The sequence below is a fragment of the Streptomyces sp. genome, assembly GCF_036524955.1.
In the GTDB taxonomy this organism is placed as follows: Bacteria; Actinomycetota; Actinomycetes; order Streptomycetales; family Streptomycetaceae; genus Actinacidiphila.
This window is the reverse complement of sequence record NZ_DATDBG010000075.1, coordinates 45,103-56,070: the sequence shown is the minus strand read 5'-3', so window position 1 is coordinate 56,070 and position 10,968 is coordinate 45,103. Positions and strand designations below refer to the sequence as shown.

Sequence of the window (10,968 nt, the reverse complement as noted above, 5' to 3'; positions counted from 1 at the left end):
GGGGTTCGCCCGGGGTGAACCCCGGCCGACGCGGCGCTGGGGGACAATGTCGGCGTGACTCCTTCCCACGCCCACGACACACTGGTGACGCTCCGCCTCCCGCTCGCCGCCGAGCTGAACCAGGACAAGGTGACGCCCGGGCTCCTCGGGTTCGTGATCTTCGCCGCCATAGCCGTCGGGCTGTGGCTGCTCATGAGGAACATGGGCAAGCAGATGAAGAAGATCAACTTCGAGGAGCACCCGGCGGACGAGCCGCGGGGCACCACCGGCCAGGCCCCGGACCGCGCCGCCGACCGCGCCTAGGGTCCACCCTGCCCGGGCGCACCGCCTGCCCGGGCGCCGCGGGGCAACCGGGCCCGTCCGGCGGCCGGGCCCGTCCGCGGTCGGGGACGGCGAAGCCGCGCAGGGTGACTCAGGCCTCTGCGGCTCGCCGCAGGAGAAGGGAGCGCTCCGCGCCGTTGCGGGTGAGGGCCGCGGCCCGCCGGAATTCCGCGCGGGCGGCGGCGTGGCGGCCGAGGCGGGCGAGGAGGTCGCCGCGCACGGCGGGCAGGAGGTGGTACCCCTCCAGCGCGCCGCTCTCGGCGAGGGCGTCGGCGAGGGCGAGCCCGGCCTCCGGGCTGTGGGCCATGCCGAGAGCGACCGCGCGGTTGAGTTCGACCACCGGCGAGGGCGTACGGCGGGCCAGCGCCTCGTACAGTGCGGCGATCGCGAGCCAGTCCGTCTCCTCGGGTGTGAGGGCGCGGGCGTGGCACGCGGCGATCGCGGCCTGGAGGGCATAGGGGCCCGGGGCGAGGCCGCGGGCGCGGGCGGTCGCGTCGGCGCGGGCCAGCGCGGTGAAGCCGCGGCGGATGAGGAGGTGGTCCCAGCGCGTGCGGTCCTGGTCGAGCAGGAGCACCGGAGTGGGGCCGGAACGGACGGGGGCGCGGGAGGACTGGAGTTCGAGAAGGGCGACCAGGCCGTGCACCTCGGGTTCGCCGGGGAGGAGGCCGGCCAGGACGCGGGCCAGCCGTACCGCGTCCTCGCACAGCGCCGGCCGCATCCAGTCGTCGCCCGCGGTCGCGGAGTAGCCCTCGTTGAAGATCAGGTAGACCACTTCGAGGACGGACGCGAGGCGTTCCGTGAGCGCGGGACCGTACGGCACCTCGAACGGCACCTTCGCCTTCGCGAGGGTGCGCTTCGCGCGCACGATGCGCTGGGCCACGGTGGATTCGGGGACGAGGAAGGCGCGGGCGACCTCGTCCGTGGTGAGGCCGCCGAGCAGGCGCAGGGTGAGGGCGAGGCGGGCCTCGCGGGTCAGTACGGGGTGGCAGGCGACGAACACCAGCCGCAGCAGGTCGTCGCCCATGTCCTCGGGGTCGGCCGCGGGCTCCTCGAAGACCGCCGAGTCCTGCGCGATCTCCAGCTCGTGCCCGAGCAGGCTCAGCTTGCGGGCGAACACGTCGTTCCGCCGGATCTGGTCGATCGCCCGCCGCCTGGCGGTGGTCATCAGCCACGCGCCCGGATTGCGCGGCACGCCGTCCACCGGCCACTGCTCGAGCGCCGCGACCAGCGCGTCCTGCGCCAGCTCCTCCGCGAGGCCCAGGTCGCGCGTGACACGGGTCAGCCCGGCGATCAGCCGTGGCGACTCGATGCGCCACACCGCGTCGACGGTGCGGTCCACGGCGCGCCGGGCGGGTTCGTCTGCCCTCACGGTCACCCATCACAGCAGTGGCGGGGCGCCCGCGCAAAACGGGGGTGCCCCGCCACCGGGCCGGCGGTCGGACCTACGCCGCGGGCTCCTCCACCTGCCGGATCTCGGCGGAGATCTCCCACTCGTCGCCGTGCAGCGCCAGGAACCGCTGGGTCCACTCCACGGCCTGCTCGTGCGACTTCGTCTGCACGATGCAGTACCCGCCGATGACCTCCTTGGCCTCCGCGTACGGCCCGTCCACCACGGTCTGCTTGCCGCCGGACAGCCGGATCACGGTGCCCTCCTCGGCCGGCCGCAGCCCCCCGGTGTCGAGCAGCACGCCTGCCCGGGTCATCTCGTCGATCAGCTTGCCCATCTCCTCCATCAGCTCCGGACTCGGCTCCTTCGGCGCGGCGCTCGGGTCCAGCTTCAGCAGCATCATGTAACGCATGGCGCGGTTCCTCTCACGTTCTCGCGTTCCCGCGTCTGTCGCGGTCGGCGGCTTGTTCTCCGCCTTCTCCTACGCGTCGAACGGCACGAGCCGGAATCGACACGGCCGCGAGATTTTTTTCCGCGCTCCCGCCACCGATCAGACCGGGGTGAGGCCGGTCTCCGCGGGGGAGGGGACGGTGGCCTTGATGACGCCGGTGAACAGGTCGCCCTCGCGGCAGTGGCCGTTCGCGGCGTCGAGGACGTACTTGTACGCGGGTGCCGGTAGGGCGCACCCGCCGGACCACGACACCCCGGCCGCCGGGGTGAGCGAGGCGTCGCGGGAGCGTGAGAGGCTGGCGGTGTGAACCGACTCGGTGACGCGACCTCGCCCTATCTGTTGCAGCACGCCGACAACCCGGTGGATTGGTGGCCGTGGGGGGAGGACGCGTTCGGGGAGGCGCGCAAGCGGGGTGTGCCGGTGCTGCTCAGCGTGGGGTACAGCAGTTGCCACTGGTGCCATGTGATGGCACACGAGTCGTTCGAGGACGAGAAGGTCGCCGCGTACCTCAACGAGCATTTCGTGGCGATCAAGGTGGACCGCGAGGAGCGGCCCGACGTGGACGCCGTCTACATGGAGGCGGTGCAGGCGGCGACCGGGCAGGGCGGCTGGCCGATGACGGTGTTCCTGACGGCGGGCGGGGAGCCGTTCTACTTCGGTACGTACTTCCCGCCCACGGCCCGGCAGGGCATGCCCGGCTTCCTGGATGTCCTGGAGGGCGTCGTCGCGGCCTGGCGGGACCGGCGGGAGGAGGTCGCCGAGGTCGCCGGGCGGATCGTACGGGAGCTGACGGAGCGGGCGGGCGCGTACGGCGCGTCGGTGACGCCGGGCGACAGCGAACTGTCGGGGGCGCTGCTCGGGTTGACCAGGGAGTACGACGCCCGGCGCGGCGGGTTCGGCGGCGCGCCGAAGTTCCCGCCGTCGATGGTGCTGGAGTTCCTGCTGCGGCACCACGCCCGTACCGGCGCGGAGGGCGCGCTCCAGATGGCCCGCGACACGTGCGAGGCGATGGCGCGCGGCGGGATCTACGACCAACTGGCGGGCGGCTTCGCCCGGTACAGCGTGGACCGCACCTGGACGGTGCCGCACTTCGAAAAGATGCTCTACGACAACGCGCTGCTCATCCGGGTGTACGCGCACCTGTGGCGGGCCACCGGGTCCGACCTGGCCCGCCGGGTCGCGCTGGAGACCGCCGACTTCCTGGTCGGCGAACTGTCCACGGAGGAAGGCGGTTTCGCCTCCGCACTGGACGCCGACAGTGACGACGGCACCGGCCGGCACGCCGAGGGCACGTACTACGTATGGACGCCCGAGCAGTTGGACCGGGAACTCGGCACGGCGGACGGTGAGTTCGCCGCCGCGTACTTCAGGGTGACCCGGGAGGGCACCTTCGAGGAGGGCGCCTCCGTACTCCAGCTGCCGCAGGGCAACGGGGTGGTGGACGCCGACCGGGTCGCCTCGGTACGGGAGCGCCTGCTCGCCGCGCGGGCCCGCCGGCCACGGCCGGGGCGGGACGACAAGGTGGTCGCCGCCTGGAACGGGCTGGCCATCGCCGCACTCGCCGAGACCGGCGCGTACTTCGACCGGCCCGACCTCGTCCAGGCCGCCGTGGACGCCGCCGACCTGCTGGTGCGCGTGCACATGGACGCCCGCGGGCGCCTCCTCCGTACCTCCCGGGACGGCATGGCGGGCGGCAACGCGGGGGTCCTGGAGGACTACGGCGACGTCGCCGAAGGCTTCCTCGCGCTCGCCTCGGTGACCGGCGACGGCGTCTGGCTGGACTTCACCGGGCTGCTGCTCGACTCCGTCCTGCGCCACTTCACCGCGGACGACGGCACGCTGTACGACACCGCGGACGACGCGGAGGAGCTGATCCGCCGCCCGCAGGACCCCACGGACAACGCGACGCCCTCGGGGTGGACGGCCGCGGCAGGGGCGCTGCTGTCGTACGCCGCCCACACCGGTTCCGAAACGCACCGCACGGCGGCGGAGCGGGCGCTCGGCGTGGTGGGCGCGCTGGCGCCGCGCGCCCCGCGGTTCATCGGCTGGGGCCTCGCCGTCGCCGAGGCCGCCCTCGACGGCCCCCGCGAGGTCGCGATCGTCGGCGCCACCGGCGACCCCCTTACGTCGGAGCTGCACCGGACCGCTCTGCTCGGCGCGGCTCCGGGCGCGGTCGTCGCGGTCGGCGAGGAGGGCTCCACGGAGTTCCCGCTGCTCCGGGACCGCCCCACCCGCGGGGGCCGCGCCGCCGCGTACGTCTGCCGCCACTTCGTCTGCGACGCGCCCACCTCCGATCCGGGCGCACTGCGCTCCCAGCTCCGCGCGGAACCGTGGACGGGGCCGCGCCGGTCGTGAGCGCGTGGGCCGGCGCGAGCCCGTGGGCCGTCCTTGGGCGGCGTCCGCACGGGTCGCGGGTGGTGTCCGCGCGGGAGATGCCGCTGTGCCTGGGACGGTCGGCGGCCTGCCGCCCGCACGGGCCGCAGGCCGTTCTGTGACAGCGGCTCGCGAACGCGGGCCCCCGGGAAGGGGGGTGCGGGGCGGTCCGTGCCGAGGGCCGGTCGCCGGCTTATGCGTGCTGGTACGCCACGAGCGAGATCCCGACGTAGTGCGCGATGAACGCCGCCAGCGTGAACGAGTGGAAGACCTCGTGGAAGCCGAACCAGCGCGGCGACGGGTTCGGCCGCTTGAAGCCGTAGATCGCCGCGCCCGTGCTGTAGAGGACGCCGCCCACGATCACGCAGACCAGCACGGCGACGCCACCCTTGTGCAGGAACTCCGGGATGAAGAAGACGGCCACCCAGCCGAGCGCGATGTAACACGGGGTGTAGAGCCACCGCGGGGCGCCCACCCAGAAGACACGGAAGGCGATGCCGACCAGAGCGCCCGTCCACACCAGCCACAGCAGTAATTCGGAGGTGGTACCGGGCAGCAGCAGGATGGTGAGCGGTGTGTAGGTGCCCGCGATGATCAAAAAGATGTTCGCATGGTCAAGCCGACGCAAAATTCCTGAGACGCGCGGCCCCCAGTCACCTCGGTGGTACAGCGCGCTCACACCGAACAGCGCACACGCTGTGACGGTGAAGACGGCGCAGGCGACACGCCCCCGGGTGCTCTGTGCGAACGCGGTGAGGATCACTCCGGAAACCAGCACGGCGGGGAACATCCCCGCGTGCAACCACCCTCTGAGCTTGGGTTTCACGAGCTTCGGCGGGTCGACCTCGTCGACGGCGGGGGTCACCCCCGAAGTGTTGTCCACAGCGCTCATACCGTCAATCTTACCTACGGACCCGTAGGTTACCTCTTCGTAAGAAAATCCGACTTCGAGTGGCGGCGGTCACGCTCGGTGCCCTGGACAGAATCATTTGAAGGAGCTCACACTCATATGAGTGCGGTCGACACCGGATGAGCACTCTCGAACGCGTCCGGGTCGCAGCCCCCAAGGGGCCGGAACCCAACCCTCAAGTGTGACGCCGGTCTGTGCGGACCCGGCGGGACGGAGCGATCGTGGCGTTCGGCTTTACGGCTCCCACCAACCACCAGGAACTGACCGACTGGGTCGGCGAGATCGCCGAACTGGCCCAGCCCGACGAGATCGTGTGGTGCGACGGCTCCGAGGAGGAGTACCACCGGCTCGCCGGGGAACTCGTCGCCAAGGGCACCTTCACCCCACTCGACCCGACCCTGCGCCCCAACTCGTACCACGCCGCCTCAGACCCCTCGGACGTCGCGCGGGTCGAGGACCGGACCTTCATCTGCTCCGAGCGCGAGGCCGACGCGGGCCCGACCAACCACTGGAAGGACCCCGCCGAGATGCGGGAGGTCTTCACCGGGGCGGACGGTCTGTTCCGGGGGGCGATGCGCGGCCGGACGATGTACGTGGTCCCGTTCTGCATGGGCCCGCTCGGCTCACCGCTGTCGGCCATGGGAGTGGAGATCACCGACTCCGCGTACGTCGCCGTGTCGATGCGCACCATGACCCGGATGGGCCGCGCCGTACTGGACGCACTCGGCACCGACGGCGCCTTCGTCAAGGCCGTGCACACCCTCGGCGCCCCCCTCGCCGAAGGCGAGGCCGACGTACCGTGGCCGTGCAACCCCACCAAGTACATCTCCCACTTCCCCGAGACCCGCGAGATCTGGTCCTACGGCTCCGGTTACGGCGGCAACGCGCTGCTCGGCAAGAAGTGCTACGCCCTGCGCATCGCCTCCGTGATGGCCCGTGACGAGGGCTGGCTCGCCGAGCACATGCTGATCCTCAAGCTCACCCCGCCGCGCGGGAAAGCCGAGGCCATCAGGTACATCGCCGCCGCCTTCCCGTCGGCCTGCGGCAAGACCAACCTGGCGATGCTGGAACCCACCGTCTCCGGCTGGACGGTGGAGACCGTCGGCGACGACATCGCCTGGATGCGGTTCGGCGAGGACGGCCGCCTGTACGCCATCAACCCCGAGGCCGGCTTCTTCGGCGTCGCCCCCGGTACCGGCGAGCACACCAACGCCAACGCGATGAAGACGATGTACGCCAACTCGGTCTTCACCAACGTCGCCCTCACCGACGACGGCGACGTGTGGTGGGAGGGCATGACCGAAGAGCCCCCGGCCCACCTGACGGACTGGAAGGGCGACGACTGGACGCCCGCGAGCGGCACCCCGGCCGCGCACCCCAACGCCCGCTTCACCGTCCCCGCAGCCCAGTGCCCGATCATCGCACCCGAGTGGGAGGACCCCAGGGGCGTCCCGATCTCCGCGATCCTCTTCGGCGGGCGCCGCGCCTCCGCCGTCCCGCTGGTCACCGAGTCCTTCGACTGGCAGCACGGTGTCTTCCTCGGCGCGAACGTTGCCAGTGAGAAGACCGCCGCCGCCGAGGGCAAGGTCGGCGAGTTGCGGCGCGACCCGTTCGCCATGCTGCCGTTCTGCGGCTACAACATGGGCGACTACTTCGGCCACTGGCTGAGCCTGGGCAGGACCCACGACGCCGGGAAGCTCCCGAAGATCTACTACGTCAACTGGTTCCGCAAGGACGCCGGGGGACGCTTTGTCTGGCCCGGCTTCGGCGAGAACAGCCGCGTCCTCAAATGGATCGTCCAGCGCCTCAACGGCGAGGCCAAGGGCGTCGAGACCCCCATCGGCATCCTCCCGGCCCCGGACGACCTCGACACGGCGGGCCTGGACATCTCCCCCGCGGACCTGGAACTGCTGCTGTCCGTGGACCGCGAGGTCTGGCGCCAGGAGGCGGCACTGATCCCCGCGCACCTGGAGACCTTCGGGGAGCACACGCCGAGGGAGTTGTGGGACGAGTACGAGGCGCTGGTCGCGCGGCTCGGCTGAACCGCCGGGGGCGCGGGGCACCGCGTGACCGGCCACGGGGAGGCCGTGGCCCGGCGGCGACAGCAACCGGCCCGAGGGAGGGGCGGTTGCTGTCGCCGCCGGGCCACTGACCGGGCCACCGGGAGGCGGGCCCGGTCGCCCGCGCGGTTCCCCGCGCCCCGTTCACGTCCCTACGGCTGGCTGTAGCGCTGGAGGAAACCGCCGATACGGGTCACCGCGTCGGTCAGGTCCTCCTTGGCGGGGAGGGTGACGAGGCGGAAGTGGTCGGGGTCCGGCCAGTTGAAACCGGTGCCCTGGACGACGAGGATGCGCTCGGCGCGCAGCAGGTCGAGGACCATCTGCTCGTCGTCCTTGATCTTGTAGACCTTCGGGTCCAGGCGCGGGAACGCGTACAGCGCGCCCTTGGGTTTCACGCACGTCACACCCGGAATCGCGGTCAGCGCCGCGTAGGCGGCATCGCGCTGCTCGGTCAGCCGGCCGCCCGGCAGCACCAGGTCCTTGATCGACTGCCGGCCGCCGAGCGCGGTGGCGATCGCGTGCTGGGCGGGCACGTTCGCGCACAGCCGCATGTTGGACAGGATCGTCAGGCCCTCGATGTAGCTGGTCGCGTGTGCCTTCGGGCCGCACACCGCGAGCCAGCCGCTGCGGTAGCCCGCCACCCGGTACGCCTTGGACAGGCCGTTGAAGGTGAGGGTGAGCAGGTCGGGGGCGATGGCGGCGAACGGCGTGTGCGTCGCGTCGTCGTAGAGGATCTTGTCGTAGATCTCGTCGGCGCAGACGATCAGCCGGTGCCTGCGGGCGATCTCGGCGAAGCCGCGCAGCAGCTCGTCGTCGTATACGGCGCCGGTCGGGTTGTTCGGGTTGATCAGCACGATCGCCTTGGTGCGGTCGGTGATCCTCCGTTCGACGTCGGCCAGGTCGGGGTACCAGTCGGCCTGCTCGTCGCAGCGGTAGTGGACCGCGGTGCCGCCGGACAGGGCGACCGCGGCCGTCCACAGCGGGTAGTCGGGCGCCGGGACCAGCACCTCGTCGCCGTCGTCGAGCAGCGCCTGCATGGACATCTGGATCAGCTCGGACACACCGTTGCCGAGATAGATGTCCTCGACGCCGAGGTCGATGCCCTGGGTCTGGTAGTGCTGCATCACCGCGCGGCGGGCCGGCAGGATGCCCTTGGAGTTCACATAGCCGTGGGCGGTGCCCAGCGACCGGAGCATGTCCTCCAGGATCTCCGGCGGGCACTCGAACCCGAACGGCGCGGGATTGCCCGTGTTCAGCTCCAGGATGCGGTGACCCGCCGCCTGCAGCCGCATGGCCTCTTCGAGGACCGGGCCCCGGATGTCGTAGCAGACGTTGGCGAGCTTCGTGGACTGGATCACCTGCATGCGGGTCACTTTACGGCCACGTAACGGCGCCCGCCCGGTGTTTTTCGCCACGTCGCCCACGCGGGTGCCGCCCGGTTGACAGACTGGGCCGGTGGCGTCCACGCACCTCCCACCGTCCCCGTACCGTTCGCATGCGCCGTCCGGCTCCTCCTTCACCATGCCCCGGCCGTACGCCCTGCTCAACGACGAACCGGTCGGACAGGGAGACGCCGACCTGCTCGGCGCCCGCCGGGCCGCCTTCCAGCTCGCCCGGCTGCTGCGCTCCTCGCACCGGTCCACGCCCTTCACCCTCGCCGTCGACGCCGGCTGGGGGATGGGCAAGAGCTCGCTGATGCGGCTGGTCAACGTGGAACTGCAGACGCCCGCCCTGGCCGGCGGCGACCCGGCGCCCGAGGTGCACACCGTCTGGTACAACGCCTGGACCTCGACCGGCGCCGACGCCCTCGAAGGGCTGATCAAGTCGGTCCTCAACAGCTTCGACCCCCATGTGCTGCGCCGGGCCGTGCGGCGCGCCTCCGAGCGGCCCGCGCTGGTACGGGCGCTGCGCGCGCTCGCCGTGGTGCTCGGCCGGCCGCTGGGACTGTCCGGCCTGATCGACGAGTGGTGGGCGTCGATGAGCGTCGACGCCAAGGCCCGCAACGAGATGCGCGACGCCCTGGGGGCCATCGTCGCCGACTGGTCGGGCACCACCGCGGAGAACCCCGGCCGGATGCTGGTGGTCTTCATCGACGACCTCGACCGCTGCGAGGAGGCCGCCGTCCTCGCCGTCTGCGAGGCGGTCAAGGTCTACCTCGACGTGCCCGGGCTCGCCTTCGTCATCGGCTGCGACCGCGCCGCGCTCGGCCCCGGCGGCCTGCTCCGCGACCTCTCCCCGGCGGGCGCCGCCTTCATGGAGAAGATCTTCCAGACCAGCTACCGCGTCCCGGCCGGCAGCCCCGAGGCCGTCCGCGGCTATGTCCTGCACTGCGCCCGCGAGTCCGGTATCGCCCACCTCATCGACCCCCGCCTCGCCGACCTGCTCGCCTACCGCGCCGCCCGCAACCCCCGCCGTATCAAGCGCCTGGTCAACGGCCTGCTGCTGGAAGCGATGCTCAACCCCGTCTGGGACCGGATCGGCCCGGAGGCGGTCATCCGCACCCTGCTGCTCCAGTACCTCTATCCGGACTTCCACCGCATGATGACCGTGCCGGCCGGACCGGCCGGCCACGACGTGGTGCGCGAGTTCACCGACTACCGCCGGGTACGGGTGCTGCTGCGCGCGCAGACCCCGCTCACCGAGCAGGCGCGCAGGGACGTGACGGCGTTCCTGGAACGGGAGCAGGTGCCGCCGACGGACCTCGGCGGCGACCGCCTGGCCGTACTCTCCGAGCTGGAACAGCAACTCCCCACCGACTTCCCCGCGCTGGTGACGGACGCGTCGTTCACCTCGCTGCTGGACGAACTGCTGGGCCTGGCGGACTCCGAGGAGGTGCTGCGGCGGCTGCGGGACGGGGTCGACGCGGGGCCGGGCGTGGCGCCACGGGCCGGGCACACGGGTCCTGCGGTGCCGGTTCCGCCGCAGCCCGGGGTTTCGTACCGGGAGCCCTTCGGTGACGTGCTGAACACGTATGTGGTGCCGTCGGCGGTGGTGGCCGACGAGGACCCCCCGCTCAGGACCGCCGGTGCCCGCCCGGCCGCGCCGGACGGCCTGCCCGGCGACGCGCCCGAGACCAGCATCGTCGTGCTCTCCGACCCGCTGACCAGCCTGGAGATCAACCGTGCGCTGGTGACCGCGGGCTACTGGGCGTACCTGGCACCCAGCCGGGAGGCGGCGGACGGCCACGTCGGCTCGCTCCATCCGATCAGGTTGCTGATCTGCGAGGTCGACCTGGAGGAGGTCACCGAGGGCGGCTTCGAGTACGTGGAGCGGCTGCGCGCCGGCGACCGCTACACCGGCCCGGTGATCTTCCACACCAAACGGCTCACCCCGAGCCGTATCCGCAAGGCCACGGCGCTGCACGCGATCATCGCCGGCGACGTGGCGCGGCTGCCCGGCCTGGTCCGCAGCGTGCTGGCGGCGTCGGCCGAACCCGCCTGAACCGGCCGTCGTACCACCCGGGCGG

At 72.0% G+C, this 10,968-nt stretch carries 9 protein-coding genes; 4 read left to right on the top strand and 5 right to left on the bottom strand.

Features of this window, described 5'->3' with window-relative positions:
- Positions 1 to 54: 54 nt before the first annotated feature.
- Complete coding sequence (locus VIW71_RS06565) at positions 55 to 303, top strand: hypothetical protein (RefSeq protein WP_331621033.1); 249 nt, start codon at positions 55 to 57, stop codon at positions 301 to 303.
- Positions 304 to 412: 109 nt separating this feature from the next.
- Here VIW71_RS06565 and VIW71_RS06560 read toward each other — a convergent pair whose 3' ends face one another.
- From VIW71_RS06560 to VIW71_RS06550, 3 genes are all read right to left on the bottom strand, one after another.
- The gene (locus VIW71_RS06560) at positions 413 to 1,690 is read right to left on the bottom strand and encodes an RNA polymerase sigma factor (RefSeq protein ID WP_331621032.1); all 1,278 of its coding nucleotides are present in this window, start codon (positions 1,688 to 1,690) and stop codon (positions 413 to 415) included.
- 73 nt (positions 1,691 to 1,763) lie between these two features.
- The gene (locus tag VIW71_RS06555; RefSeq protein ID WP_331621031.1) at positions 1,764 to 2,120 is read right to left on the bottom strand and encodes a YciI family protein; all 357 of its coding nucleotides are present in this window, start codon (positions 2,118 to 2,120) and stop codon (positions 1,764 to 1,766) included.
- A 138-nt stretch (positions 2,121 to 2,258) separates the two neighbouring features.
- A complete protein-coding gene (locus tag VIW71_RS06550) occupies positions 2,259 to 2,411 on the bottom strand; it encodes a hypothetical protein (protein ID WP_331621030.1) in 153 nt (50 codons plus the stop codon).
- Positions 2,412 to 2,462: 51 nt separating this feature from the next.
- Between VIW71_RS06550 and VIW71_RS06545 the strand changes: the two genes are divergently transcribed.
- Positions 2,463 to 4,514, top strand: coding sequence for a thioredoxin domain-containing protein (locus VIW71_RS06545; RefSeq protein WP_331621029.1), 2,052 nt, complete (start codon positions 2,463 to 2,465; stop codon positions 4,512 to 4,514).
- A gap of 211 nt (positions 4,515 to 4,725) precedes the next feature.
- Here VIW71_RS06545 and trhA read toward each other — a convergent pair whose 3' ends face one another.
- Positions 4,726 to 5,424, bottom strand: a complete 699-nt coding sequence (gene trhA, locus VIW71_RS06540; RefSeq protein ID WP_331621028.1) for a PAQR family membrane homeostasis protein TrhA — start codon at positions 5,422 to 5,424, stop codon at positions 4,726 to 4,728.
- A 239-nt stretch (positions 5,425 to 5,663) separates the two neighbouring features.
- On the opposite strand from trhA, the gene VIW71_RS06535 reads away from it, so the two are divergent.
- Complete coding sequence (locus VIW71_RS06535; protein ID WP_331621027.1) at positions 5,664 to 7,484, top strand: phosphoenolpyruvate carboxykinase (GTP); 1,821 nt, start codon at positions 5,664 to 5,666, stop codon at positions 7,482 to 7,484.
- Positions 7,485 to 7,654: 170 nt separating this feature from the next.
- Here VIW71_RS06535 and VIW71_RS06530 read toward each other — a convergent pair whose 3' ends face one another.
- Entirely contained in the window at positions 7,655 to 8,866 is a 1,212-nt protein-coding gene (locus tag VIW71_RS06530) for a pyridoxal phosphate-dependent aminotransferase (protein ID WP_331621026.1), read from the bottom strand.
- Positions 8,867 to 8,957: 91 nt separating this feature from the next.
- Between VIW71_RS06530 and VIW71_RS06525 the strand changes: the two genes are divergently transcribed.
- On the top strand, positions 8,958 to 10,943 hold the full coding sequence (locus tag VIW71_RS06525; RefSeq protein WP_331621025.1) for a KAP family P-loop NTPase fold protein: 1,986 nt from the start codon (positions 8,958 to 8,960) through the stop codon (positions 10,941 to 10,943).
- Positions 10,944 to 10,968: the final 25 nt, after the last annotated feature.

What these genes read in the sequence shown, in the direction of transcription:
- trhA (WP_331621028.1), bottom strand. Translation starts at nt 5,424, where the DNA reads ATGAGCGCTGTGGACAACACTTCGGGGGTGACCCCCGCCGTCGACGAG.
- VIW71_RS06555 (WP_331621031.1), bottom strand. Translation starts at nt 2,120, where the DNA reads ATGCGTTACATGATGCTGCTGAAGCTGGACCCGAGCGCCGCGCCGAAG.
- VIW71_RS06530 (WP_331621026.1), bottom strand. Translation starts at nt 8,866, where the DNA reads ATGCAGGTGATCCAGTCCACGAAGCTCGCCAACGTCTGCTACGACATC.